The 26,081-nt window shown below is 65.2% G+C and carries 21 protein-coding genes; 10 read left to right on the top strand and 11 right to left on the bottom strand.

Annotated features, from left to right (window positions below):
• Window positions 1–22: 22 nt before the first annotated feature.
• Entirely contained in the window at window positions 23–1,894 is a 1,872-nt protein-coding gene (locus ARTSIC4J27_RS07585; protein ID WP_050054605.1) for an HNH endonuclease signature motif containing protein, read from the bottom strand.
• Window positions 1,895–2,333: 439 nt separating this feature from the next.
• On the opposite strand from ARTSIC4J27_RS07585, the gene ARTSIC4J27_RS07580 reads away from it, so the two are divergent.
• Together ARTSIC4J27_RS07580 and ARTSIC4J27_RS07575 are read left to right on the top strand one after the other, a co-directional pair.
• Complete coding sequence (locus tag ARTSIC4J27_RS07580; protein WP_050054604.1) at window positions 2,334–3,377, top strand: M4 family metallopeptidase; 1,044 nt, start codon at window positions 2,334–2,336, stop codon at window positions 3,375–3,377.
• Between the two features lie 64 nt (window positions 3,378–3,441).
• Window positions 3,442–3,744, top strand: coding sequence for a protealysin inhibitor emfourin (locus ARTSIC4J27_RS07575; protein WP_050054603.1), 303 nt, complete (start codon window positions 3,442–3,444; stop codon window positions 3,742–3,744).
• Here the strand turns inward: ARTSIC4J27_RS07575 and ARTSIC4J27_RS07570 are convergent.
• A complete protein-coding gene (locus tag ARTSIC4J27_RS07570; RefSeq protein WP_050054602.1) occupies window positions 3,741–4,709 on the bottom strand; it encodes a GlxA family transcriptional regulator in 969 nt (322 codons plus the stop codon). The genes ARTSIC4J27_RS07575 and ARTSIC4J27_RS07570 overlap by 4 nt on opposite strands.
• Before the next feature lie 81 nt (window positions 4,710–4,790).
• Here ARTSIC4J27_RS07570 and ARTSIC4J27_RS22905 point away from each other — a divergent pair, with 81 nt between their 5' ends.
• The gene (locus ARTSIC4J27_RS22905; protein ID WP_167344662.1) at window positions 4,791–4,958 is read left to right on the top strand and encodes a hypothetical protein; all 168 of its coding nucleotides are present in this window, start codon (window positions 4,791–4,793) and stop codon (window positions 4,956–4,958) included.
• A 101-nt stretch (window positions 4,959–5,059) separates the two neighbouring features.
• Window positions 5,060–9,025: an ATP-dependent RNA helicase HrpA gene (gene hrpA, locus ARTSIC4J27_RS07565; RefSeq protein WP_050054601.1), complete on the top strand. Its 3,966-nt coding sequence runs from the start codon at window positions 5,060–5,062 to the stop codon at window positions 9,023–9,025.
• Window positions 9,026–9,096: 71 nt separating this feature from the next.
• Here the strand turns inward: hrpA and ARTSIC4J27_RS07560 are convergent, their stop codons facing one another.
• The 3 genes from ARTSIC4J27_RS07560 to ARTSIC4J27_RS07550 are packed head-to-tail and all read right to left on the bottom strand — an operon-like array spanning window position 9,097 to window position 11,648.
• Window positions 9,097–9,522, bottom strand: coding sequence for an HIT family protein (locus ARTSIC4J27_RS07560; RefSeq protein ID WP_050054600.1), 426 nt, complete (start codon window positions 9,520–9,522; stop codon window positions 9,097–9,099).
• Window positions 9,519–10,727 (bottom strand): NAD(P)-dependent alcohol dehydrogenase, encoded by a 1,209-nt coding sequence (locus ARTSIC4J27_RS07555; protein ID WP_050054599.1) that lies wholly within the window; start codon window positions 10,725–10,727, stop codon window positions 9,519–9,521. Before ARTSIC4J27_RS07555 ends, ARTSIC4J27_RS07560 begins: the two co-directional genes overlap by 4 nt.
• A 9-nt stretch (window positions 10,728–10,736) precedes the next feature.
• Complete coding sequence (locus tag ARTSIC4J27_RS07550; protein ID WP_050054598.1) at window positions 10,737–11,648, bottom strand: sulfurtransferase; 912 nt, start codon at window positions 11,646–11,648, stop codon at window positions 10,737–10,739.
• A 73-nt stretch (window positions 11,649–11,721) separates the two neighbouring features.
• Here ARTSIC4J27_RS07550 and ARTSIC4J27_RS07545 point away from each other — a divergent pair, with 73 nt between their 5' ends.
• Complete coding sequence (locus ARTSIC4J27_RS07545) at window positions 11,722–12,813, top strand: PLP-dependent cysteine synthase family protein (protein WP_050054597.1); 1,092 nt, start codon at window positions 11,722–11,724, stop codon at window positions 12,811–12,813.
• Here ARTSIC4J27_RS07545 and ARTSIC4J27_RS07540 read toward each other — a convergent pair.
• The gene (locus ARTSIC4J27_RS07540) at window positions 12,810–13,466 is read right to left on the bottom strand and encodes an MBL fold metallo-hydrolase (protein WP_050054596.1); all 657 of its coding nucleotides are present in this window, start codon (window positions 13,464–13,466) and stop codon (window positions 12,810–12,812) included. The genes ARTSIC4J27_RS07545 and ARTSIC4J27_RS07540 overlap by 4 nt on opposite strands.
• Window positions 13,467–13,560: 94 nt before the next feature.
• On the opposite strand from ARTSIC4J27_RS07540, the gene ARTSIC4J27_RS07535 reads away from it, so the two are divergent.
• Window positions 13,561–14,091, top strand: a complete 531-nt coding sequence (locus tag ARTSIC4J27_RS07535) for a Fur family transcriptional regulator (protein ID WP_083435366.1) — start codon at window positions 13,561–13,563, stop codon at window positions 14,089–14,091.
• Window position 14,092: 1 nt separating this feature from the next.
• Here ARTSIC4J27_RS07535 and ARTSIC4J27_RS07530 read toward each other — a convergent pair whose 3' ends face one another.
• From ARTSIC4J27_RS07530 to ARTSIC4J27_RS07510, 5 genes are all read right to left on the bottom strand, one after another.
• Window positions 14,093–14,968: a metal ABC transporter permease gene (locus ARTSIC4J27_RS07530; RefSeq protein WP_050054595.1), complete on the bottom strand. Its 876-nt coding sequence runs from the start codon at window positions 14,966–14,968 to the stop codon at window positions 14,093–14,095.
• Window positions 14,968–15,783 (bottom strand): metal ABC transporter ATP-binding protein, encoded by an 816-nt coding sequence (locus ARTSIC4J27_RS07525; protein WP_050054594.1) that lies wholly within the window; start codon window positions 15,781–15,783, stop codon window positions 14,968–14,970. Before ARTSIC4J27_RS07525 ends, ARTSIC4J27_RS07530 begins: the two co-directional genes overlap by 1 nt.
• Complete coding sequence (locus tag ARTSIC4J27_RS07520; protein WP_200900767.1) at window positions 15,780–16,760, bottom strand: metal ABC transporter solute-binding protein, Zn/Mn family; 981 nt, start codon at window positions 16,758–16,760, stop codon at window positions 15,780–15,782. Before ARTSIC4J27_RS07520 ends, ARTSIC4J27_RS07525 begins: the two co-directional genes overlap by 4 nt.
• Window positions 16,761–16,942: 182 nt before the next feature.
• Window positions 16,943–18,013 carry a hemolysin family protein gene (locus ARTSIC4J27_RS07515; protein ID WP_050054592.1) on the bottom strand — a complete coding sequence of 357 codons (1,071 nt, stop codon included), beginning with the start codon at window positions 18,011–18,013 and terminating at the stop codon, window positions 16,943–16,945.
• A complete protein-coding gene (locus ARTSIC4J27_RS07510; protein WP_050054591.1) occupies window positions 18,010–19,362 on the bottom strand; it encodes a hemolysin family protein in 1,353 nt (450 codons plus the stop codon). The genes ARTSIC4J27_RS07515 and ARTSIC4J27_RS07510 overlap by 4 nt, the downstream gene beginning before the upstream one ends.
• Before the next feature lie 536 nt (window positions 19,363–19,898).
• Between ARTSIC4J27_RS07510 and ARTSIC4J27_RS07505 the strand changes: the two genes are divergently transcribed.
• The 4 genes from ARTSIC4J27_RS07505 (at window position 19,899) to ARTSIC4J27_RS07490 (ending at window position 26,005) form a co-directional block, all read left to right on the top strand.
• The gene (locus ARTSIC4J27_RS07505) at window positions 19,899–23,708 is read left to right on the top strand and encodes a multifunctional oxoglutarate decarboxylase/oxoglutarate dehydrogenase thiamine pyrophosphate-binding subunit/dihydrolipoyllysine-residue succinyltransferase subunit (RefSeq protein ID WP_050054590.1); all 3,810 of its coding nucleotides are present in this window, start codon (window positions 19,899–19,901) and stop codon (window positions 23,706–23,708) included.
• 141 nt (window positions 23,709–23,849) lie between these two features.
• Complete coding sequence (locus ARTSIC4J27_RS07500; protein WP_152683806.1) at window positions 23,850–24,449, top strand: GDSL-type esterase/lipase family protein; 600 nt, start codon at window positions 23,850–23,852, stop codon at window positions 24,447–24,449.
• Window positions 24,450–24,530: 81 nt separating this feature from the next.
• Window positions 24,531–25,391: a DUF4097 family beta strand repeat-containing protein gene (locus ARTSIC4J27_RS07495; RefSeq protein WP_050054588.1), complete on the top strand. Its 861-nt coding sequence runs from the start codon at window positions 24,531–24,533 to the stop codon at window positions 25,389–25,391.
• Window positions 25,391–26,005, top strand: a complete 615-nt coding sequence (locus ARTSIC4J27_RS07490; RefSeq protein WP_050054587.1) for a PadR family transcriptional regulator — start codon at window positions 25,391–25,393, stop codon at window positions 26,003–26,005. The genes ARTSIC4J27_RS07495 and ARTSIC4J27_RS07490 overlap by 1 nt, the downstream gene beginning before the upstream one ends.
• The last annotated feature ends 76 nt before the right edge of the window (window positions 26,006–26,081 follow it).

Below are 26,081 nucleotides of genomic sequence, written 5' to 3'. Positions count from 1 at the left end.
GGATCCGATGGCCGCTAACCCGCTAACCCCGCTGACCCCAGGTGGCCGGCTTACCGGGTTGGGTTAACAGCGGTGTTAGTGGGTTGTCTCGCGACAGGAACCAGTCCGCGAAGGTCTCTTCGGGAATCTCGTCTTGAAATAGTTCATGGGGGAAAGGCGGTTCGTGCGGCGGAGGGCAGATTTGGGAAAGGTTGTCCGGCGGAGCCGGTACGCCGGGAAGGTCATCGAGGGGTTCCCATCGTTGGAGGAGGTCATCGAAGGCGCGGATGCTTTCCGGCACGGCGGAGTCTGGCCAGTGGGGTGGTTCCCAGTCCTGGTGTTCGCTTTTGTAGTGGCGGCCGGTGGGTGAGGTCCAGCCGGGTGGTTCGGTTTTGCTGGCCGGGGTGGGTTTCCAGCCGCTGCTGTGGCGGAGTTTGTGGTGCTTCGGGCAGGGTTGTCCCAGGTTCGATACCCCGGTGCTCCCGCCTTTGGCCCAGGCAAGAACATGGTCCGCCTCGTTGTCCAGCGAGGGGTTGTTGCAGCCGGGGAACGGGCATTTGCCGTCCCGCAGCCTGAGCCATTGCCGCATCGCCTTGCTCACCCGGTAGCTGGTCCGGCCGATCTCCAGCGGCGCCCCGTCCCGAGGGTCCACCAGGACCCGGTAAAACGACGCGGCACCATCGGCGACAAGCCTGCGCGCCATCGAGGGCGGAATCGGCCCACACCCATCCAGCATTGCCGGCTCATCCGTTATGCCCATCAGGGATAAGACCGGCACGGTGACCAGCACCTGCGCCCGGATCCCCGACAACGGGCCCGGCACTGTTCCTGCACCGGCTCCATCACCTGGGCGGAGACCGTCCGGTTCGCCGTCCCGGGCACTGTTGTCACCGCCGGTACTGTCAGCACCGTTGCTGACACTGCCTGCGCTGATTTCATCGCCAGGACTGTCCGCCCCGCAATTGCCGATCCCGTTGTCGCCGCCAGTGCCGCTCTCACCGCCAGCACCACCGCCGGCATCACTGCGGTCACCGGTACCGGTGCTGCTGGACGAATTGCCAGTGGTGAGGAGGCCTTCGGTGAAGGTGTCGGCTTTGAGCTGGGGCAGGCTGCGGGTTTCGTTCGGGCCTTGCTTGCCGCGGGCGATGGCGGTGAGCCGGTTCCAGATTGCCGAGGCGTGGTCCGCGGGCAGGAGCGCGGCGACCCAGGCCATCCCGTCGTTGTCCGGCCAGTACTCCACCCGCCGGTCCGCCACGGATTTGGCGTGGCGTTTCTCCAGGCTTTCGGGATGGTGGCGCTCCCGCCAGGCCCGGGCCCGGGCCTTGAACCGGTACGCCGGCACCTCCCCGATCGGACACCCCCGGGCCGCACCGGGCGCGTCCGGGTCCAGGAAATGGGCCTCCAACGCCGCCGCCCCGGCCGCATCAAGGCAGGAGGTTTGCTCCACCATGGTCCGGGCATGGGCCCAGGACATCGTCCCGGCCTGCAACGCCGCCAACGCCCTGGGCAATGAGGTGGTCAACGCATGGGATTCAGCCAGCAGCGCCCCCGCGGCCCGGTCACCGATCGCCAGCGCGCACCCGACCTCGGCCACCAGGCTCCGGTCCTGCGCCGTAGCCTCCCGCGGCGACGACGCCGGGCCGTTCAACGCCCGCGTGGCCCCGGCGAGCACCGCCACCGCCAGCGCCTTCACTGCCGCGATCTTCGCCTCCGACCGCCCCGCCGCCGCCAGAACTTCCACCGCCGCATCAGCCAACCGCTGCAACGGATCATCATCGGGACCGCCAGGGACAGCACCCCCGGAAGTATCCGGGCCGGACACAGCAGCATCCTGGCCCCTCAACGCAGCCATAAACGCAGCGACCGACGCATCAATAGCTCCCTCGGCCTGCACCACCACCGGATCCGTTCCCATACCCCCATCATCGCGAGGGGGTCTGACAAAACCGGGCGCCTCCGAATGCGCAGCGAGCGCACCAGCGGATCCCTCCGCCTGCACCACCGCCGGTTCCGTTTCCATACCCCCATCGTCGCGAGGGGGTCTGACAAAACTGGGCGCCTCTGTGCGCCGATGAAACCGCCCAGCAAAGATTTGCAGGCACCTGCTCCGTCCTGGCTATGGAGACGCCGACAAATGTACAATTCCCGACTTCCCGGCTCGGGAACCCGGCGAAGGGGCCGGGCTTATTTGTGGAGCTTGCGCCCGGGAAGCTTGGCAAATGGCCCCGGCGCCAGAGCGGCGCAGACTGTAACGCAGGGTGCGAATACATCGACGGCGTGGCCCTGCGCGCTCCCCCGCTTTGTCGGTGCCCCCTCGTAGGCTGTTTCCACCAGCAGAAGCAAAGGGGTCTCACATGTACTGCTCCATCATTCCGCCCTACCTGTTGCGTCGCCTTGCCAGGCAGGACGCGCCTGAGTTCTCCGCGGCTGCCAGGGCCGCCAGGGAAGCACTGGGCCACGTCCGCTCGGTCCAGGCAGCACGTACCCATGCTGCTCCAGAGGCTCCTGCAGGAGTGCGCCAGGCAAAACCGGGACCGTCAAACCGCACTGTTTTCGATGCCGCCGGTTCTGAAATCCTGCCCGGCAAACCCGTCCGCAAGGAGGGTGAGCCTGCCACCGGAGATCCGGCCGCTGACGAGGCCTACGACGGGCTGGGCCACACGCACCGGCTCTATGCAGACGTCTTCGGACGGAACTCGATCGACGGCCAGGGTCTGCCGTTGAACGCCACGGTCCATTTCGGCAAGCTGTACGACAACGCCTTCTGGGACGGCACGCAGATGGTCTTCGGTGACGGCGACGGCGAAGTTTTCGAGCGTTTCACCAGATCCCTCAGCGTCATCGGCCACGAGCTGGCGCATGGGGTTACACAGTACTCGGCAGGCCTGGTGTACCGGAACCAGGCCGGGGCGCTCAACGAGTCCATGTCGGACGTGTTCGGCGCCCTCGTCGAGCAGTATGTCAGGAACCAGTCCACCGCAGAGGCCAGCTGGCTGATTGGCGAGGGGCTTTTCACCTCGCAGGTTCAGGGTCAGGCGCTGCGATCCATGAAAGCCCCGGGCACGGCTTACGACGACGACGTGCTGGGGAAGGATCCGCAGCCGGATTCCATGGACTCCTACGTCCGGACAAGCGCTGACAATGGCGGCGTCCACATTAATTCAGGCATCCCCAACCGGGCCTTTTACTTGCTGGCCGAACAGCTGGGCGGCAACGCGTGGGACACCTCGGGGCGGATCTGGTACGAAACGCTCACCGAAGGTTCCCTGCCCACGGGCGCCACCTTCACCGTCTTTGCCCGCGCCACGGCGGCTGCAGCCACCGAGCTTTTCGGTTCCGGATCACAAGAGCATGACGCCGTGCGGAACGCGTGGGAAACTGTGAAGGTCAAGCTTTAACGGGTTGCCTGGCTGCGCCGTACTTCGGGCCACCAGGCCCGAAGTACCACCCAGGAACCAGGCTATGAAGATCAGTGTGGAGCGCACCGGCGGAATCGCCGCAATGACCCGGGTCTGGACTGTCAACGCTGAGTCCGAGACAGCGAGGAACCAGTGGCAGCCCATTGTGGAAGCCTGCCCATGGGACGCCGTCCCGCGGACACCGAGGGCTGCCGCGGCGGAGTTCTCAGGAGCCCAGCCGGACCGGTTCATCTACTCCATCCGCGCCGGCCAGCGCCGTGCCGCTCTTCCAGAGCAGGCGGTCACCGGTCCCTGGCGTGTCCTCGTGGACAGCACCAGGGCGGCCGCTGAAGAGGCGAAGCGCTAAACCACTTCCGCCAACTGGCCGCGGAAAGCCCGGCGGTAGGACTGCGGGCTGGTGTCCAGGACCTTCGCGAAATGGTGCCGCAGCAGCACCGGATGGCCGAAGCCGGACTCCCGCGCGATCTCCTCGATGTTCAGGTCGCTGGATTCGAGCAGTTCCTGCGCCCGGAGCACCCGCTGGGAGTTGAGCCAGGCCGCCGGCGTGGCGCCGGTTTCGGACCTGAACTTCCGGGCAAATGTCCGGGCAGACATATGCACGCGCGCTGCCAGCTCATTTACGGTGTGCTCACGGTCCAGGTGCTCCACCATCCAGCGGAGGAGCTCCTCCATCGGGGCGGAGCCGCAGGTGGGCACAGGCCTCTCGATGAACTGGGCCTGGCCGCCGTCCCGGTGCGGCGGGACCACCATGTCACGGGCAATCGCGGCGGCCACCTGCGCACCCAGTTCCACCCGGACCAGGTGCAGGCAGGCATCGATCCCTGCGGCGGTACCGGCTGAGGAAATGATGTTGCCGTCCTGCACGTAGAGGACGTTTTCGTCCACCTGCACCAACGGATATTCCGCAGCGAGCTGGCCGGAATAGTGCCAATGGGTGGTGCAGCGGCGGCCGTTCAGGAGCCCGGCGCGGGCAAGACCGAAAGCTCCTGAGCAGATGGACATCACCCAGGCGCCCCTGGCATCGGCAGCACGCAGCGCGGCAAGCACCGGCTCAGGCAGGTCATCGTCCCTGCCATAGGGCGCCATGATCACCAGGTCGGCGTCGGCGGTGGCTTCGAGGCCAAGCTCCACGTTCATGGACAGGCCGTTCTTGAGCCTCACGCCGCCAGGGTTGGGCGTGCACACGCGGAAGTCAAAGGCGGGGACACCGCTCCCCCGCCCTGACCTGTCGATTCCGAAGACTTCACAGGCAGTGCCAAATTCAAACATCGAGAAGTTGGGAACCACGATGACTGCTACTGATTTCAGCATGCTTCCATTGTGGCAGGAATTTTAGCTTTTTGGGCATTTCTGCCACTTCTTCTTGGTCGCGGTCAGGAGAAGCATGGAGGCATGGAAATCCTCATAACCCTCCTCATCGTCCTTCTGCTCGTTATCCTCGCCGCCACCGTTTCAGCGCTCCTGCGCGATGGCCGGGGCCATACGCCTCCCGTGGAATCCCACGAATCCTGGTCCGCCCTGGACCTGCCCAGCTCCAACTACTCGCTCCGCATTTTCTAGAACCGCCTTCCAAGCACCGCACCGCCAGGCCCTCGCGGCCAGAACGTCTGCACGCGGTCGAAACGGGAAGCCCGGGCTCCCGCAGTAGACTTGCAGCAGCCATGACACTTCACATTTCCTATCCTGCCGAGCTGCCGGTCTCCGAGCGCCGCGAAGACCTGATGGCAGCCATCGCAGCGAACCAGGTCACCATCATCGCCGGCGAGACCGGCTCCGGTAAGACCACCCAGATCCCCAAAATGTGCCTCGAACTTGGCCTGGGCGAAAACGGCCTGATCGGCCACACCCAGCCGCGCCGGCTGGCTGCACGTACCGTAGCCGAACGCATTGCCGAGGAGCTCGGTGTAGACATCGGCCAGGAAGTCGGCTTCCAGGTCCGCTTCACCGGCGAGGTCAGCCGCGCCACCAAGGTGAAACTGATGACCGACGGCATCCTGCTGGCGGAAATCCAGCGCGACAAGCTGCTGCGCAAGTACAACGCCATCATCATTGATGAGGCCCACGAGCGCAGCCTCAACATCGACTTCATCCTCGGCTACCTCAAGCGCATCCTGCCGCAGCGGCCGGACCTGAAGGTGATCATCACCTCCGCCACCATCGATCCCCAGCGGTTCGCCAACCACTTCGGCACGCCGGAAAAACCCGCTCCCATCATCGAAGTGTCCGGCCGGACGTATCCGGTGGAAATCCGCTACCGCCCGTTGTCGCAGCCACCGGCCGGCACGGACGAAGAGGACGCCTCTGACGACGAACTCGAGGAAGACCGCGACCCGCTCGACGCCGTCTGTGACGCCGTCGACGAACTGGCCCTGGAGGCGCCCGGCGACATCCTGGTGTTCTTCTCCGGCGAGCGTGAGATCCGCGATGCCGCCGAGGCCCTCAACGCACGCATTCAGTCCAACCGAAGGCTGACGGGAACAGAAGTGCTCCCCTTGTTCGCCCGCCTCAGCCTGCAGGAACAGCACAAGGTGTTCCATCCCGGCAACAAACGGCGCATCGTTCTCGCCACCAACGTGGCCGAAACATCGCTGACCGTGCCCGGCATCAAGTACGTCGTCGACACGGGCACGGCCCGCATTTCCCGGTACTCGCACCGCACCAAGGTGCAGCGCCTTCCCATCGAGCGCGTGTCCCAGGCGTCCGCAAACCAGCGGTCCGGGCGTTGCGGCCGCGTCTCGGACGGCATCGCCATCCGGCTGTACTCGGAGGAAGACTTCGAGTCCCGGCCCCTCTTTACGGATCCGGAAATCCTGCGCACCAACCTTGCCGCCGTCATCCTGCAGATGACCGCGATGGGCGTGGCACGGGGCCCCAAGGACGTGGAGGACTTCCCGTTTGTGGAGCCGCCGGAAACACGCGCAATCAACGACGGCGTCACGCTCCTGCGCGAACTCGGTGCCCTGGCATCGGCCACCCCGCAGAACGGAAAAGGCGGTCCCAAGACCGGCGGCGGCCTCACGGCCGTCGGACAAAAACTCGCCCAACTGCCGGTGGATCCCCGGTTGGGCCGCATGATCGTGGAGTCGGGCAAACGCGGCTGCGTCCGTGAAGTGATGATCCTGGCGGCCGCCCTCACCATCCAGGACCCCCGCGAGCGCCCCACGGACAAGCAGCAGCTGGCGGCCGAAAAGCATAACCGTTTCAAGGACGAGAACTCGGACTTCACCGGGTTCCTGAACCTCTGGAACTACCTGCAGGAAAAGCAGCAGGAACTCTCCTCCTCCGCGTTCAGGAGGCTGTGCCGGGCAGAGTTCATCAACTACCTGCGGGTGCGTGAGTGGCAGGACCTGTTTGCCCAGCTCCGCCAGTTGGCCCGGCCCTTGGGCATCAGCCTGGACAACAAGCGCCTCGCCGACCCCGTTGGCAACCACGACGGCGTCCACATCAGCCTCCTGTCCGGTCTGCTGAGCCATATCGGCATCCTGGACGAACGCAAGCGCGAGTATGCCGGCGCCCGCGGCACCCGTTTCGCCATCTTCCCCGGGTCGGCGCTGTTCAAGAAATCACCCACCTTTGTGATGGCGGCGGAGTTGGTGGAAACCAGCCGGCTTTGGGCCAGGGTGGCGGCAAAATTTGATCCGGTCTGGGCGGAGCAGGTGGCCCCGGACCTCGTGAAGCGCAGCTACAGTGAACCGCACTGGTCCACCCGCCAGGGCGCGGTGATGGCCTACGAGAAGGTCACCCTGTACGGGGTGCCCATCATCGCCCAGCGCAGGATCAACTACGGCAGGGTGGACCCGGTCGTCGCCAGGGAGCTCTTCATCCGGCATGCCCTGGTGGAGGGTGATTGGAAGACCCACCACAAGTTCTTCCATCGCAACCGCGCCCTCCTGCAGGAAGTTGAGGAGCTTGAAGCCAGGATGCGGCGCCGGGACCTCCTGGTGGACGACGAGACGCTCTTTGAGTTCTACGACGCCCGGATCGGCCCGGATGTGGTGTCCGAGCGGCATTTTGACAAGTGGTGGAAGGAGGCCCGGCAGGAGAACCCGGACCTCCTCGATTACGACAAATCCCTGCTCCTAAGCGATGACGCGGACAACCTGGACGTTTCCGCGTACCCGAAGACCTGGCTCCACAAGGGCTTTGAACTCCCGCTGACCTACGAGTTCCATCCTGTTGCTCCAGGGTCACCGCCGGATCCGTCCGATGGCGTGACGGCCGAAGTGCCGGTCCTGTTCCTTAACCAGCTGGATGACAAAGCGTTCCGCTGGCTGATCCCCGGGCAGCGCGTGGAGCTCGTGACGGCCCTGATCAAATCCCTTCCGAAGCAGGTCCGCAAGAACTTCGTGCCGGCCCCGGATGTGGCGCGGCAGGCAGTGGCTGTCCTGGAGTCTGATTTTGATCCGGCCTCCGACGACCTCGAACCATCCCTTGAGCTGGCGCTCCGCCGGATCCGCGGACACGTCATTCCGCCCGGTTCGTGGAACTGGGATGCTGTGCCGCCGCATCTGCGGGTCACGTTCAAGGTTGTGGACAGCAAGGGCAGGGTCCTCGGTGAGGGCAAGGACCTCGCAGCGCTGCAGGAGGAGCTCGCCCCTGCCACCCGCCGCGCCATTGCCGAGTCCCTGGGTGCCACTCCTGCCTCGACCGCTCCGCGCGGCAAGACGGGGCGTGCCGCGGGAAAGGCCGACGACGGCGGCGCTTCACGCTCGCAGGCCTCCGCCCAGGTGCCGGCAGGCTCAGCCCCTGCCGGATTCCGGGAGCAGGAAGGCCTGACCGAGTGGAGCTTCGGAACCATCCAACGCCAGGTCAGCAACATCGTCAAGGGCCATACCGTCACCGGCTACCCGGCCCTGGTGGACCAGGGCAAGTCCGTGGCGCTCCGTGTATTCCAGACCGCTGACGAGCAGCAGGATGCCATGCGCGGCGGCGTGATCAGGCTGCTGGCCTTGCGCGTTCCGGCCCCGGACCGCTACGTGCTGGAGCACCTGAGCAACACCGAGAAACTGACATTCAGCCAGAACCCGCATGGGTCGGTGTCCGCCCTGATCGCCGACTGCGCCCTCGCCGCCATCGACAAGCTCACTCCGGCGGAACTCCCCTGGGACCGGAAGTCCTTCGACGCGCTGTACGAGGTGGTCCGGGCCGAGCTGATCGATACCGTGTTCAGCGTGACCGCCGTGGTGGAACGCATCCTCGCCAGCACCAGGCGGATCGAAAAGCAGCTCAAGGGCACCACCAGCCTGGCGCTCATCAGCGCGCTCAATGACATCAAGAGCCAGCTGGAGCAACTGGTCTACCCCGGCTTCGTGGCACGGACCGGCTACGCCCAGCTCAGCCAGCTCCCGAGATACCTCGCCGCCATTGAAAAACGGCTTGAGCGGCTGCCGGGCAACGTCCAGCGTGACGCCCTGAACATGGCGGTAGTGCAGCGGCTGGAAGACGACTACGACGACGCCGTGTCCGCCCTGCTTCCGGGCCGGCGGGCCGGAGGCGAACTGGCCCAGGTCCGGTGGATGATCGAGGAGCTCCGGGTGAGTCTGTTCGCCGTCGAACTTGGCACCGCCTATTCAGTGTCCGAGAAGCGGATCCGTGCAGTGCTCAACAAGGCGTTGGCCCCGGCCTAGGAGAAGGGCCGGGGCCAACGGCCCAATCAAAAACGTCCAGGCGAACTATCCGGTTGAGGGTTCAGCCCGGCTCAGTCCGGGACGAACTCGCCGTACCCGGCGTCGCGGAGTCCCTGCCGCAGTTTTTCGGCATTGGCGTCCAGGACCTTGGGATCGGGATTTTGGTCCGCGGTCGCGAAGTTGAACTCCGCCATGCTCCTGGAGGGCCATACGTGGACGTGGAGATGGTTGATCTCGTAGCCTGCCACAATCAGGCCCGCTCGTGCAGCGCCGAAGACATCCACCTGGACGGCGCCGATCCGGCGGGCCACCTCCATGACCTTCGCCAGGGTGTCCGGGGAAGCGTCCGTCCAGCGGTCCACTTCCTCGGTGGGCACCACCAGGGTGTGGCCGTCCGCCAGGGGACCCGTGGTGAGGAACGCGGAGACGTCGTCTTCGCGCCATACGAACCGGCCCGGAATTTCGCCGTTGAGGATCCTGGTGAATAGCGTGCTCATGCGTCTGCCTCCTTGGCGGGTGCCTGCAGTGTGCCGGTGTCCAGCACAAACCGGTATTTCACATCGCCTGCGACCATCCGGTCATAGGCCTCGTTCAACTGTTCCGCGCGGACCACTTCGATGTCCGCCACCACGCCGTGTTCGGCGCAGAAGTCCAGCATTTCCTGCGTCTCCGCGATTCCGCCGATCAGCGAGCCGGCGTAGGCGATGCGGCGCCGGACCAGTGCCCGCGGGTTGACGGGCGGCATTGCCTCGGAGGGCAGGCCCAACTGGAAGAGCGCACCGTCCACCCGGAGGGTGCGGAACAGCGGGTTCAGGTCGTGGGGTGCTGCCACGGTGTCGATGATCAAGTCAATGGTGCGGTTTGCCGCCTCCATCGCCGCTTCGTCCCGGGACAGGACAACCTCGTCCGCGCCAAGTTCCAGGGCGGCCGGCACCTTGGACTCCGAGGTGGTGAACACCACCACTTTCGCGCCCATGGCCTTGGCAAGCTTGACAGCCATGTGGCCGAGCCCGCCGAGCCCAACAACTCCCACAACATCGCCCTCTTCGACGTCGAAGTGCCGCAGCGGCGAGAACGTCGTGATCCCTGCACAGAGCAGCGGCGCGACGGCGGCAGGGTCCAGGGAGTCCGGAACGCGGAGGACGTAGCGGCGGTCCACCACGATCGACGACGAGTAGCCGCCCTGCGTGATCGACCCGCCGTTCCGGCGGTCAACGGCACCATAGGTCCCGGTCATCCCGTTTTCGCAGTACTGTTCCAGCCCGTCCAGGCAGCTCTCGCATTCCCGGCAGGAATCCACCATGCAGCCCACGCCAACCCGGTCTCCCGGGGCGAAGTCCGTGACAGCCGAACCGACACGGCTCACTGTTCCCACAATCTCGTGGCCGGGCACCAGCGGGTAGGCCTGGCCGCCCCACTCGCCCCACACAGCGTGGACATCCGAGTGGCACAGTCCGCAAAACTCGATGGCAATTTCGACGTCGTCTTCCCGGGGTGCGCGGCGCGCAAGGGTCAGCGGGACCAGGCCGCTGTCCGCCGAAGTTGCGCCGTACGCAGCAGCCAGGACGCCGCCGTCGGAATCCTTGGAACCAGGGGTGGCGGAACCAGGGGTGGCGGAACCAGGGGTGGCGGTTTCAGGGGCTGCCGAATCGGGGGCCAGAGGTTTGGCAAGGGGCGGCGGCACGGGGCGTCCAGGAGTCATAGTGCGACGCTACCCTTGCCCGGCCTGGTCTTTCCACTCCGCAGGCCCGTCGCCGCGGGGCCCGGATCCGGTCACCACCGGCAGCAGCGGGTTGCTGGACCATTCCGAGAAGGACCCGGGGTAGAGAGCGGCGCGGAATCCGGCCAGCTCAAGGGCGGCTACCTGGTGCGCAGCAGTGACGCCGGACCCGCAATAGACCCCCACCTCGACGTCGTCGCTGATGCCCAGCGCTTCGAAGCGGCGGCGCAGCCCGGCCGGAGGCAGGAACCGGCCGCTGCTGTCCATGTTCTCTGAGGTGGGGGCGCTGACAGCGCCGGGGATATGGCCGGCCCGCGGATCAATGGGCTCAATCTCGCCGCGGTACCTTTCGGCGGCTCGCGCATCGAGGAGGAGCCTGTCCGGTGCGGCGCCGTCGCGGACCTGCTGGTTCTCCGTCCAGGCGGTCACGGCGGCTGCATCAAGGACAGGCATCTGTCCGTCGGCCAGCGTCACATTCCCGGCAGGAGGCAGGACCTCCCCTTGCTCGAGCGGCAGTCCTGCTGCGCGCCAAGCCGCCAACCCGCCGTCGAGCAGGTGTACCTCGGCCAGGCCAGCATTCCGCAGCATCCACCACACCCGCGCCGCCGCCATGTTGCCGCTGTCGTCATACGCCACCACAACATCGCCGTTGTTGATGCCCCAGCGCCTCGCAGCATCCTGGAATCTCAGCGGCGACGGCAGCGGGTGCCTGCCGCGCTCGGGAACCGCGGGGTCCGCGAGCTCAGTAGCCAGGTCAACAAATACGGCTCCAGGCAGGTGCCCCTGCAGGTAGTGGTCATGCCCGTGCGGATCGCCCAGTGCCCAGCGCACATCCAGCAGCACCGTATGCAGACCCCGCACACGGCGCTCCTCCAGGGTTGCGACATCCAGCAGTGGCTTCACGATGCTCCTTCCGTCAGGCGTCGAACGCTCCCACTCTAACGGCAGCCTTCCGAGCCGCAGGTAGGCTGGTGCGGTGAAGATCGAGCGCAGCGCAGGCCGGGCCTGGGCGGATGAAGCCATCCGGAAAATCACGGCAGAAAACAACCGCTCCGCCGATACCCACCTCTACTCGGTGCCGCTGCCCGAGCACTGGGGCGTCCAGCTCTACCTGAAGGATGAATCGACGCACCGCACCGGCAGCCTCAAGCACCGGCTGGCCCGATCGCTGTTCCTGTTCGGCCTGGTCAACGGCTGGATCAGGGAGGACACCACCATCGTTGAGGCGTCCAGCGGCAGCACCGCAGTGTCCGAAGCGTACTTTGCCCAGCTCCTGGGGCTGCCCTTCATCGCGGTCATGGCACGCAGCACCAGCCAGGAAAAGATTGACCTGATTGAACAGTTCGGCGGCTCCTGCCTGCTGGTGGACCATGCCTCCGAGGTCTACGCGACGGCTGAAGAGGTGGCTGCCACCAGCGGCGGGCACTACATGGACCAGTTCACCTACGCTGAGCGCGCCACGGACTGGCGCGGGAACAACAATATCGCCGAGTCCATCTTCGGCCAGCTGGAACTGGAGGAGCACCCCGTGCCGGACTGGATCGTGGTGGGCGCGGGAACGGGCGGCACCAGCGCCACCATCGGCAGGTACCTCCGTTACCACAGCCACCCCACGCGGTTGCTGGTGGTGGATCCGGAGAACTCCGCCTTCCTCCCCAGCTGGCGCGGCAGCACGTCCGGCCCTGCCACAGGCCTGCCCTCGAGGATCGAGGGCATCGGCCGGCCCCGGATGGAGCCCAGCTTTGTGCCCTCAGTGATCGACCACATGGTCCAGGTTCCGGACGCGGCCTCCGTCGCCGCCATGCGCCACCTCCGCACGCTCGCCGGACTCCACGCCGGCCCCTCCACGGGAACCAACCTCTGGGGAGTCTGGCAGCTGGTCGCGGCGATGATCTCCGAGGGCCGCAGGGGCAGCATCGTCTCGTTGATGTGCGACGGCGGCGAACGCTATGCGGGCAACTACTACAACCCGGGGTGGCTGGCGTCCAAAGGCCTGGACCCGGCACCTTACGAAGTGATGATCAAGCGCTTCTTTGACACTGGCACCTGGAATGCGGATCCGGTTTAGACCTCCACAACTTCCCCGGCCGCCAGGTGCCGGTACTCCGTGCCGTACTTTGCCCCCAGCCGCTTGACGTGGCCTTCAACGATCTTGAGCCCGTTGTCATTGAGCAGGCCGTCATGAATCTGGAATGCGCGCGGGGCGCGGACGCCGATCACGAAGTCCACCACCTCTGCCGCTTTGCTCCAGGGTGCGTGCAGGGGCACCAGCAGCGTCTGCACCTCGATGCCGTCAGGAATCACAAAGGAATCACCCGGGTGGTAGACGTTTCCGTCCAGGAGATAGCCGATATTGGCCACCACCGGGATCTGCGGATGGATCAGGGCGTGCTGGCCGCCAAAGCTCCGGACGTCGAAGCCTGCCGCTTCAAACGATGAACCGGGGTCCACCGTGTTGATCCGGGCCCCGGCATCAGGGGCTTCGTTGCGCAGGTTCTCGGCAACGGCCGCCGGGGCGAACACCGCCAGGTTCCCGTTCTCCTTCAAGGCGTTCACCACTGCCGGCACGTCGATGTGGTCGTTATGTTCATGGGTGACCAGCACGGCTGCGGCACCGGCCAGCGCCTCCGCCGATTCAGAGAACGTTCCCGGGTCCAGCACGAGGACCCTGTTGTCCTTCTCGAGGCGGACGCAGGCGTGGGTGTATTTCGTCAGCTTCATAGCGCCAGCCTAGGGTCCGGCCCGGACCCTGTCCACGAAGCTCCGGCTGGTAATCTGGATCTTTGCCACCGTCCTTAGGGAAGCGAGTCCATCCATGCCGTTCGGCACCAAGGCTGAGTCCACCAAGCCCGCTTCCGGCAGCGCCGTCAATGCCGGCGCGGGTACAGCTGCCGCGGGTACTGGCTCGGTTACAGCGGGCGCAGGTGCCGGCGCCGTCAAGGAACAACGGGTCACCAAACAGCGGCTGGCGGTCAGTGCCGCGCTGGACGAACTGGACGACTTCGTCAGCACCCAGGAGCTCTACCGCATCCTGCAGAACCAGGGCGTCTCCGTTTCCCTCGCCACCGCTTACCGGATCCTCCAGTCCCTGGCCGACGAAGGACTCGTGGACGTGCTGCGCAACGGCGACGGCGAGGCGGTGTACCGCCGGTGCGCCGTCACGGGCCACCACCACCATCTGCTGTGCCGGAGCTGCGGCAAAGCGGTGGAAGTGGAAGCGCCGGCCGTTGAAACGTGGGCAGCCCGGACGGCAGCCGAGCACGGCTACACCGAGGTGGCACATACGGTGGAAATCTTTGGGCTCTGCCCGGAGTGCACGGCCCGCAAGGCCGCCGGCACCCTCTGACTCAACGGGGTTGCAGCACCCGGCCGTTGATTCCGCGGGACGCACGGACGGAGCCGATAATCCGGCACACCACGTAGATCAGGAATGACAGCGTGGTGACGTAGGGGCTGATGGGGATGCGTCCACCCAGGGCGAGCAGGATTCCGCCAACGGTAGCCGTGATCGCAAAGGCCACGCTGAGCACCACCACCGCCACGGGCGACGACGTCACCCGGAGGGCGGCTGCAGCCGGTGTAATGAGCAGCGCGAGAACCAGGAGCGCTCCCACCACCTGGATGGACAGTGCCACGCTGATGCCCAGCAGGACCATAAAGACTATGCCCAGCGTCCGGACCGGAACGCCGCGGGCCTCGGCAAGTTCGGGATCCACACTGGCGAAGTTCAGGGGCCGCCAGATGGCTGCCAGGACCACCATCACCACGACGGCCGTTCCGGCCAGCGCCTGAAGCTGGACCGTGTCAACCGAAACGATCTGCCCGGTCAGCAGGCCGAACTTGTTGGCGGCCCGGCCTTCATACAAGGACAGGAACAGGATTCCGAGGCCCAGCCCGAAGGGCATGATCACCCCGATGATGGAGTTTTTGTCCCTGGCCCTGACTCCCATCACTGCCAGCAGCAACGCGGCAGCCACCGAGCCGATGAGCGAACCGAAAACGATGTCTGCGCCGATCAGCAGGGCGAAGGCCGCGCCGGCGAAGGACAGTTCAGAGATTCCGTGGACTGCGAACGCCAGGTCACGTTTCATCACGAACGTCCCCACCAGGCCGCCGAGCAGGCCCAGGACGGCGCCTGCCCAGATGGAATTCTGGACCAGGACCAGCAGCTCGCCGTAGTTCTCGAAACTGAAAATGGCGCCAATAATACTGTCGGCGTCCATCAGGCCACCTCTCCGGCAAGGGCGTGCGCCTCGGCGTGATGGTGCGTGGTGGCGTCCGGCAAACCCACCACCACAATGCGTCCGTTGGCGTGAATGACCTCAACGTGGCTGCCATAGAGGTCGGAGAGGACCTCCGTGGTCATCACTTCCTCCGGGGTGCCCACTTTGAAGCGGCCTCCGGCCAAATACAGCACCCGGTCCACATAATCGATGATGGGGTTGATCTCGTGGGTGACAAAAACCACCGCACTGTTTTGATCATGGCACTGTTTGTTGATCAGCGCGCTGACGGCCTGCTGGTGGTGCAGGTCCAGCGAGAGCAGCGGCTCGTCGCAGAGCAGGACCTTTGGATCTGTTGCCAGCGCCTGGGCCACGCGCAGCCGCTGCTGTTCGCCGCCGGAGAGCTGGCCCACCGGGACCTTGGCATAGTCCGCCGCTCCCACCAGTTCAAGGAGCTCATCAATCCTCCGGTTGGCCGTTGCCGAAGACAGGCGCAGTCCCCACCGGTGGCCGTCCACCCCCAGTCCCACGAGGTCGCGGGCGCGCATTGGCGTGTCCCGGGCAAACGATTTTTGCTGCGGGATGTAGCCGATCAGGCTGCTGCCGCGCTCAACCGGGTGGCCACCGAGCGTGGCCGTGCCACGGTGCAGGGCCTGGAGGCCCAACAGGACTTTGAGGAAGCTGGTCTTACCGCTGCCGTTGGGGCCAAGCACTGCGAAGAACTCGCCCGGCCTGATCTCCAGGTCCAGGTCCTCCCACAGCGTCCGCTGGCCGAAGGCGAGGGACGCCCCGGCGAGGCTGACCACAGGTTTCAACTATTTGTCTCCAGAATTTTGCTGACGTTGTTCACATTGTCCGTCATCCACTGCAGGTAGGTCTTTCCTTCTGGCAGCGTTTCACTGAAATCGACCACAGGGACCCCTGCCGTTTCGGCCGCCTTCTTCAGCGCCTCGGTCTGCGGACCTTCCGTCTGCGCATTGTAAGCAAGGAACCGGACGGACTTTGAGGCAACCAGATCGGTTGCGGCCTTGAGTACGGCCGGCGGAACGTCCGAGCCTTCCTCAATCGCGGCAGTGTAGTCCTCGGGAGTGGCGTTCTCCAGCCCTGCATCGGCCAGCAGGTAGAGCGGCACCGGCTCGGTGACGGCCACCTTGTCTCCGGCCGCTGCTGTCTTCAGCCCGCCCAGCTTTCCGGCCAGTTCGTCGAGTTCGGACTTGAACGTACCGGCATTGGCCGTGAAAGCAGCGGCGGATTCCGGCTCGAGCTCGCCGAACCGGGAGGCAAGGCTGTCGGCTACACGGCCCATTGCCGCCAGGCTGTACCAGACGTGCTCGTTGAACTCGCCGTGCCCATGCTCATCCTCGCCCGAGGCTTCGGAAGGCGCCCCTTCGCTCGGGACTTCCTCTTCAGGGTGCGCCAGGCCGGAAAGTTCGACGCCGTTCAGCACCTTGGCAGCGTCAAGATTGCTGTCCTTTACGAGGGTCTTGAAAAAATCGTCGTAGCCCCCGCCGTTTTCCACCACAAGATCAGCCTTGGAGACGGCCAGCCGGTCCTGGGCACTGGCCTCATAGGAGTGCGGGTCCTGGCTGGTCTTGTTGATGATGGCGGTCACGCTGACTTTGTCGCCGCCCACAGTCTTGGCAATGTCCCCGTACACGTTGGTGGAAGCCACCACGTTGATTCCATCAGCAGTACTACCGGCCGAAGGCTCGGGCTGGGGGCTGCACGCGCTGAGCAGCAGGCCCAGCCCGGCAAGGGCGGCAAGGGACATTCGGGCGGCGGAACGGCGCACGGAAACCTCGGTTCAGTGGTCAAGGGATCGGGAAGAACCACTCAAGCTTATACCTAAATAGGAATCATTCCTATTTAGGTACCGGACGCGGGGTTGCTGGGCCCACGCGCCCGTGAGCGTGGCGGGCCCAGCACGGCCAAGGCGCCCGGTTCTTAGTGGCGCGCTCCCGGATGCCGCGGGCGCTATGCGCCGTTGGGCTGGCCCAGCCGCCGGACTCCCCTGGCCTGCGTGGCGTCCCGGATCTCGCCAACCAGCTGCTCGATCACGTCTTCGAGGAAGAGGACACCCTTGGTGTTCCCGTCGGGACCGATGACGCGGGCCAGGTGGGAACCCGTACGCTGCATCACCGACATTGCCTTCTCGATTTCGTCGTCAAGGGCGAGGTTGGCCAGTGACCTGATCCGGCTTTCGGCGATGGGCCGTTCGTAGGCAACCTCCGGGATGGACAGGACGTCCTTCACGTGGAGATAGCCGTAGAGCATGTCGTCGTCGTCAAGCATCGGGAACCGGGAGAACCCGGTGCGGCTCACGGCCTTCTCAAACTCCACCGGCGTGGTGGCGGCTTTCAGCATCACCAGCTTCTCGAGGGGAACCATAATGTCCGCAGCACTGTACTCGGAGAACTCGAGCGCACCGGTAATCAGCCCCGCCTCGTCATCCACCAGGCCGTGGCGGGTGGACTCCTGCACGATCGACTGCACTTCCTCGAGGGTGAAGGAAGAGTTCACCTCATCCTTGGGCTCAATACGCAGCAGCTTGAGGATGTGGTTCGCGGACCAGTTCAGGACGGAGATGACCGGGTTGACCAGCCGGGCAATGAACATCAGCGGCGGTGCAAGGAAGAGCGCTGCCTTGTCCGCCACGGACACGGAGATGTTCTTCGGCACCATTTCTCCGAAGGTCACGTGCAGGAACGTCACCAGCATCAGCGCCACCGCGAACGCCGCCACGTCAGCGATCTCCATGGGCAGGCCCAGAGTCTCAAGCGGCACCGCCAGCAGGTGATGGATGGCCGGCTCCGCCACAAGCAGGATCAGCAGCGAACAGACCGTAATCCCAAGCTGGGCACAGGCCAGCATCAGCGACACATTTTCCATGGCCCTCAACGTGGTCTGCGCCCGCTTGGAACCGGCCTCGGCCAGCGGCTCGATCTGGCTCCGGCGGGCAGACATCACGGCGAACTCAGCCGCGACAAAAAACGCGTTGCCGAACAAGAGGACCACCAGCCACAATATTCCGGCCCAGTCACTCATCGTTCGGTCCTGTCGTTGTTCGTGCGGCCGGTGTCGTCCCCGGCCCCGGACTCCGGCCTGGCGGGCCGGAAGCAGATGCGGTCGATCCGCCGGCCGTCCATCCGGGTGACACTCAGCGTTCCGCCCTCCACTGGCACGGTGTCGCCCACGTCGGCGATCCGGCCGAGCTTGCTCATCACGTAGCCGCCCACCGTTTCGTAGGCTGCTTCGTCCGGGACAGTGAGGCCGGGAATCTGCTCGGAGAGTTCATCCGGGCGGAGCAGGCCGGGGAAGTACCAGTCGCCGGAGGCGCTCTGCAGGAGTCCCGGGCGGACCCTGTCGTGCTCGTCCGCCACCTCCCCCACGATTTCCTCCACGAGGTCCTCGAGGGTGGCGATGCCGGCGGTTCCGCCGTATTCGTCCAGCACCACTGCCAGCTGCAGGTTGCCTTCACGCAGTTCTGCCAGCAGGGCATCAAGGTGGATGGTCTCCGGGACGCGGAGCACTTCGGTCATGATGGCCCCGGCTTCGAGGTTCTGCCGGCGGTCCCAGGGCACGGCCACCGCCTTTTTGACGTGGACCAGTCCCCGGATGTCGTCTGCGGATTCCCCAATGATGGGGAAGCGTGAGTAACCGGTGCGGCGCGCGGCCGCCAGGATGTCAGACACCGGCTGGTCCGCCTCGATCGTTTCCACGCGGATGCGGGGAGTCATGACGTCGGCCGCAGTGCGGGTGGAGAAATTCAGCGTGCGCGCCACGAAGTTGGCCGTACCGGCATCAAGGGTTCCCATCGCCGCTGAACGCCGCACCAGGGAGGCCAACTCAGCAGGGGTCCGGGCACCGGAAATTTCTTCCTTCGCTTCCAGCCCAAAAATGTTCAGGACCTTGTTGGAGAAGCCGTTGAGGACCACGATGGCGGGTTTGAACACGGCGGTGAAGACCAGCTGCGGCCTGGCCAGTGCGCGGCCCACGGGGAAGGACAACGCGATGGCCATGTTCTTGGGCACCAGTTCGCCCAGGAGCATGGACAGCAGCGTGGCCAGTACCATCGCCAGGACCAGGGAGATGGAAGCCACCGCAACGTCGGGAAGTCCGACGGCGGCCAGCGGGGCTTCCAGGAGTTTGCCCACCGAGGGCTCCATCACGTAACCGGTCAGCAACGTGGTGAGCGTGATGCCCAACTGGCAGCTGGAGAGCTGCGTTGAAAGCGACTTCAGGCACGCGAGCAGCGGGATGGCGCGCTCGTCGCCGTCGTCGATGGCCCTTTGGACGGTGGCCTGGTCAAGCGCAATAAGGGAAAATTCGACGGCGACAAAAAAGCCCGTGCCGGCGATCAGCAGCAGTCCCGCTGCGAGGAGAAGCCATTCCATTCAGCATCCCGCCTGGACAGCGGTGGCCACGCGGCTGGGCGAAACAGTCAGGGAGCGGCGCCAGGAATATCGGTCCGGCGGAGGGTGGTCAGCCGAGGCCGACGCATTATCCTTTTCAGCTCCTGCCGGCAATGCCAGCGAATGGTGATGGGCGCGTGTTCGGGGTTTGCCGGCTCTTCGGGTGGACTGTGCGGCGCTGCTTTCGCCCCGCTGACAGCCCCCAGGCCGGCACCTAGATTTACTGTCCATAAGAATTTCAGTCTACAGGAGCACGTACCTTTCCCTGCGAGCCGGGCAGTGGTCCCGGCGCCGGCCGGCCAGTTGGCGGCCGGCGTCACACTGCAGCCTTCCCGTCGCCATATTCGGCCCTTTTTACGTCTTATCATGATTTGGGTCACCCTTATTGGCAGTTACCACAAGTTGCTCACTACACTGGCAATGGTCTGGGTTCAGAGGACGCAGAGACCGGTTGAAACGTAGTGCTGAGGCACCGTGGGCCGGAGAGAAATCAAACTCATGGAAGAGGCGTATTTCAAGTGCCAGAGCAGCCTAGCCACCGTCTACCAGAGGAATTTGGCGGAAACGAGTGGCTCGTTGACGAACTGTACGAGCAGTATCAAAAGGACAAGAACGCTGTCGACGCCAAATGGTGGCCGCTGTTTGAATCCTTCGGCTCGGGCAGCAGTTCTTCTTCCAACGGAAATTCGGCGCAAGCCACAGCCCACCCCGCAACCAGGGAAATGCCCGTTGTGAATGCGGCTCCACCGGCACCGGCAGCGCAGCCGGCTGCAGCCCCGCCCGCTCCGCCGTCGGCCCCGCCTGCCTCTGCAGCACCTGCCGCCCCCGCTGCCGTCAAAAAAGCTCCCGCCACGGTTGCCCGCGATGGCGGAAAAAAGACCGAGTCCGGCACCGGCTCGCAGCCGATCCCCGCGCAGCTGCCCAAGAACGTCAAGGCGCCCACCGCTCCCGAAGAGGACGTCGTGTCCGTCCTCCGCGGACCGGCCAAAGCCATTGCCACGAACATGGTCACCAGCCTCGAGGTGCCCACCGCCACCAGCGTCCGGGCCATCCCCGCCAAGCTGCTGATCGACAACCGCGTGGTCATCAACTCCAACCTTGCCCGCGCGCGCGGCGGCAAGGTCTCCTTCACGCACCTGATCGGCTACGCCGTCATCCGTGCGCTGTCCCAGTTCCCGTCCATGAACGTGTACTACGACGAAGTGGACGGCAAGCCCGTCGCCGTGCAGCCGGCACACGTCAACTTCGGCATCGCCATCGACATGCCCAAGCCCGACGGAACCCGCCTCCTGATGGTTCCGAACATCAAGAAGGCAGAAACCCTCAACTTCTCCGAGTTCTGGCACACCTACGAGGACCTCATCAAGCGCGCCCGCAACGGCAAGCTGACCGCCGAGGACCACCAGGGCACCACCGTGTCCCTGACGAACCCGGGCGGCATCGGCACCGTGCACTCGGTGCCCCGCCTGTCCAAGGGCCAGGCAGCCATCATCGGCGTCGGCGCGCTGGACTACCCTGCCGAATTCCAGGGCGCCAGCGAGAAGATCATCGCCCAGAACGCCATCAGCAAGGTCCTGACGCTGACCTCCACCTATGATCACCGCGTGATCCAGGGTGCCGGCAGCGGCGAATTCCTGAAACTGGTCCACCAGCTGCTGCTCGGTGCGCAGAACTTCTACGACGAGATCTTCGAGTCCCTCCGCATCCCGTACGAGCCCGTCCGCTGGAGCGCCGACAAGCAGGTGGACCCGGCAGACGAGATCAACAAGGTTGCCCGGATCCAGCAGCTGATCCACTCCTACCGCGTCCGCGGCCACCTGATGGCGGACACCGATCCGCTCGAATACGTCCAGCGCAAGCACCCGGACCTTGACGTCCTGACCTACGGCCTGACCCTGTGGGACCTGGACCGCGAGTGGCCCACCGGCGGTTTCGGCGGCAAGCCGATGCTCAAATTCCGCGACATCCTCGGTGTCCTCCGCGACGCCTACTGCCGCACCACGGGCATCGAATACATGCACATCCAGGAGCCGGCAGAGCGCAAGTGGTTCCAGGACCAGCTCGAGCACCCCTACTCGAAGCCCAGCCGTGAAGAGCAGCTGCGGATTGTCTCCAAGCTGAACGCCGCCGAGGCCTTCGAAACCTTCCTGCAGACCAAGTTCGTGGGCCAGAAGCGCTTCTCCCTTGAGGGCGGCGAGTCCCTGATTCCGCTGCTGGATGCCATCATGTCCGACGCCGCTGATGACGGCCTGGACGAAGTGGCCATCGGCATGGCCCACCGCGGCCGCCTGAACGTGCTCACCAACATCGCCGGCAAGACCTACGCCCAGGTGTTCCGCGAGTTCGAGGGCACCCAGGATCCCCGTTCGGTCCAGGGCTCCGGCGACGTCAAGTACCACCTGGGCACCGAGGGCACGTTCACCTCGGACAACGGCAAGGAAACCAAGGTCTACCTGGCAGCCAACCCGTCCCACCTCGAAGCTGTGGATCCGGTGCTCGAGGGCATCGTCCGCGCCAAGCAGGACCGCCTGGACCAGGGCGAGTCCTTCCCTGTCCTCCCCATCGTGGTCCACGGCGACGCCGCGTTTGCCGGCCAGGGCGTGGTTGCCGAAACCCTGAACCTGTCCCAGCTGCGGGGCTACCGCACCGGTGGAACCATCCACATCGTGGTCAACAACCAGGTGGGCTTCACCACAGCTCCTTCCTCCTCGCGCTCCTCCACGTACTCCACCGACGTTGCCAAGATGATCCAGGCACCGGTGTTCCACGTGAACGGCGACGACCCCGAGGCCGTGGTCCGTATTGGCCAGCTCGCCTACGAGTTCCGCCAGCGGTTCCACAAGGACGTTGTCATCGACATGGTCTGCTACCGCCGCCGCGGGCACAACGAGGGCGACGACCCCTCGATGACCCAGCCGCTGATGTACAACCTGATCGAAGCCAAGCGTTCAGTGCGTAAGCTCTACACCGAGTCGCTCATCGGCCGCGGTGACATCACCGAGGAAGAAGCCGAGCAGCTGCTCCGCGACTACCAGGAGCGGCTGGAGCGGGTCTTCGCTGAAACCCACGCAGCGCAGACCTCCCCGATTCCGATCATCACCGCGGATTCGGCAGCAGTGTCCGACATCGAACGGCCCATCGCGCAACAGTCCGATTCCAGCGCCAGCGCTCCCGTGTCCACGGCCATTTCCGCTGACACGCTGGCCCGGATCGGCAAGGCACATGTGGAGATTCCCGAGGGCTTCACCGTCCACGCCAAACTCAAGCAACTGCTCGAGAAGCGTGAGCAGATGTCGCGTGAAGGCGGCATCGACTGGGGCTTTGGCGAGATCGCAGCCTTCGGCTCGCTGATCATGGAAGGCGTGCCTGTTCGCCTGGCCGGCCAGGATTCGCGCCGCGGCACGTTCGTGCAGCGCCACGCCGTCTTCCACGACCGTGCCAACGGAAAGGAATGGCTGCCGCTGGGCAACCTCTCCGACGACCAGGCCAAGCTGTGGATCTACGACTCGCTGCTGTCCGAATACGCTGCCATGGGCTTCGAATACGGCTACTCGGTGGAACGCCCCGATGCCCTCGTCCTCTGGGAAGCCCAGTTCGGCGACTTCGTCAACGGCGCCCAGACCATCATCGACGAGTTCATCTCCTCGGCTGAGCAGAAGTGGGGCCAGCGGTCCTCACTGGTGCTGATGCTGCCGCACGGCTACGAGGGCCAGGGCCCGGACCACTCCTCCGCACGGATCGAGCGCTTCCTGCAGCTGTGCGCCGAAGAGAACATCATCGTGGCCAACCCCACCACGGCGGCCTCGCACTTCCACCTCCTGCGCCGCCAGGCCTACAGCCGTCCGCGGAAGCCGCTGATCATCTTCACACCGAAGCAGCTGCTCCGCCTCAAGGCTGCTGCCTCGTCCGTGGAAGACTTCACGAACGGCACTTTCCGCCCTGTGATCGGCGAGCACGAGCAGCTGGCCGCAGACGCCGTCGAACGCGTCCTGCTGGTCTCCGGCCGTCTCTACTACGATCTGCTGTCCACGCGGCAGAAGACCGGCGACACAACGACGGCGATCGTCCGGGTGGAGCAGCTTTATCCGCTGCCGCACGCGGAGATTGCTGCCGAACTGGCCAAGTACCCGAACGCCGAGGTTGTCTGGGCGCAGGATGAGCCTGCCAACCAGGGACCGTGGCCGTTCATCGGGCTGAACCTTCCGGACGCACTTGACCGCAGGGTCCGCCTCGTGTCGCGCCCCGCGTCGGCATCCACCGCAGCGGGTTCCATGAAGCGCCACGCCGCGGAGCAGGATGCCCTGCTGAAGCAGGCATTTGCACGGTAGTAACCAATAAGGCTGCCCGGCCGGACGTCGAAATACCAGACTCCGGCCGGGCAGTTCTGTTTAATGGGATGGACAGCGCCTGCCCGGACAGGGAAACTTTCCCGGGTGGCGGCCGGCAGGCACCGAAGTAAAGAGGAACGTGTGGAAGACAGGAAGCTGCGCATCGCAGCTGTAGGAGATGAACTGCTGGCTGGACTGGGTGACCCCCGGGCGCTCGGCTGGCTGGGCCGCGTACTGGCCCGCACTCCCCAGGACGGGATGGTCCTGGAAAGCTACGCACTTCCCTGCCCGCAGGAAGGTACGGAGGGTCTGGCCGCGCGCTGGCTGGAGGAGACCGGCCGGAGGTTCAGCAGCCAGTACGAGAACCGCCTGGTCATCGGCCTGTCCGGCCGGGATATCGAATTCGGCCTGTCCACCGCACGCAGCCGGCTCAACCTGGCCAACATCCTCGATTCTGCCTCGCAGAACCGGCTGGAGGTCTTTGTTGTTGGGCCGCCGCCAACCCTCGATCCAGCCCAGAACCGGCGCCTGGACGAGTTGAACACCGCTTTCGCCGACGTCACCACACGCCGCAAACACCTCTACGTGGACACGTTCTCCCCGCTCCTGAACCACGAACAATGGCGCCAGGACCTCGCTGCCAACGGTGGCACGCCGGGGCAGGCGGGCTACGGTCTCATGGCCTGGCTGGTGCTGCACCGCGGCTGGTTCCAGTGGCTGGGGATGGCAGTACCCGAGTAAGTTTCCTTCGCGATATATCTTGAACTCCTTCCTCACCGGGAGTACGTTGGTCAGACACGATATATCGTCTTTGGAGGAATCATGGCTGGAACGACGCCTGACCAGAGCTGGACTGTCAGGGGCGCGGAGACAATCGACGTCGGGTCTGTCGCGTCACTGAAACTGGGGATGGTCCGCGGCCGCTTCGATGTAGTGGCCCACGAGCAGCCCTACACCCGGATCGAGATTTCCGAGGTGCAGGGCGATCCCGTGGCTGTCTCGCTGCAGGACGGCCGGCTGGAGGTGCGGCACCAGCTTCACGGGCCGCAGGGCTGGTTCAAGAACCTCATGGGAACGGTGAACCACCACAGTGAGAACTACGCTGTCATCAGCATTGCCTTGCCCGCCACCGTGGACGTTGAGGCGGGCACGGTCAGCGGCGACGGACTGGTGTCAGGGATGGCCTCCCGTACACGCTTGAACACCGTCTCGGGCTCCGTGATGGCGGACGGCACCGACGGTGAACTGTTCGTCACCACCGTGAGCGGCGAAGTCAGCGCCCGGAACCACAGCGGTGTCCTCACCGCAAAGACTGTCTCGGGCGAGGTCACGGCCTCCGGCCTTTTCAGCCACATCCGAGCCAACACGGTCAGCGGCGATATGAATTTCGACCTCTTGGGTTTCACCCAGGATTTTGGCGCCAATTCAGTCTCCGGGGACCTCACCATCCGGGTCCCCCACGACGTCGGGGTGGATATTGTCGCCAAATCGGCCACCGGGGCCGTAGTGATCGGGAACCAGCAATACCACGTTACGGGCGGCAAGGTGGAAACGATCGCCGGCCCCGACGCCAAGCTCATGCTGGTCAGGACCAACTCGGTGTCGGGCAAGACCTCCATCCTGCACAGGGCTCCCGGTGAGGCAAATGGAAACACCACAGGGTCCGCGGAAGAACGGCACTGATGCCCGCTGTCTTTGCCCACGGCGCCCTGCGGCTTTACCTGCTTGCCCTGCTCGAGTCCGGTCCCAAGCACGGCTACGAACTGATCAAGGCACTCAAGGAACGGTTTGGCGGCACCTACTCCCCCAGCGCCGGCACCATCTATCCCCGGCTCGGGAAACTGGAGGAAGAGGGGCTGGTGGTCACCGAAACCGCCGGCCGCCGGACCAACTACCGCATCACACCCGCCGGGCTTGCAGAACTCAACCTGCGCCGCGAAGAACTGGCAGGCGTGGAAAAGGAAATCTCCGCGTCCGTGCGCCGGCTGGCAGACAACCTTCGTGAGGACATCCGCAGCAACATGCGCGGACTCCGGGCAGACCTTGCGGCCACCGCGGAAGCGGCCAGGGCCGGAGCCGCATCCGCCGCATTCAGCGCCCTCAAAGGCAGCCCGGCGGCTGACAGCAAAAGCTCCCTCAAGGAAGCCGAGCTGATGCTCCAGGCGTTCCGGGACGATCTTCGTGCCGAGCTCCGGCAGCAGGCGGCCAGGCAGGCCCTCAGTCCTGTGGTCCTGGAAACGCTTCGGACGGTGCTGGAGCAGGCAGGCATCGCCATCCGAAACTCGGTCCGGAATTAGATAGCGGGCCGAAAGCACTGAGCCGCAGGTCACGCGCCGGTTGCCGGTTCGCGGGGTGCCAGATCATGTGGGAGAC

The sequence above is a fragment of the Pseudarthrobacter siccitolerans genome, from assembly GCF_001046895.1.
Lineage (GTDB): Bacteria > Actinomycetota > Actinomycetes > Actinomycetales > Micrococcaceae > Arthrobacter > Arthrobacter siccitolerans.
The sequence above is the reverse complement of the archived record's forward strand: the minus strand, read 5'-3'. Positions and strand labels throughout refer to the sequence as shown.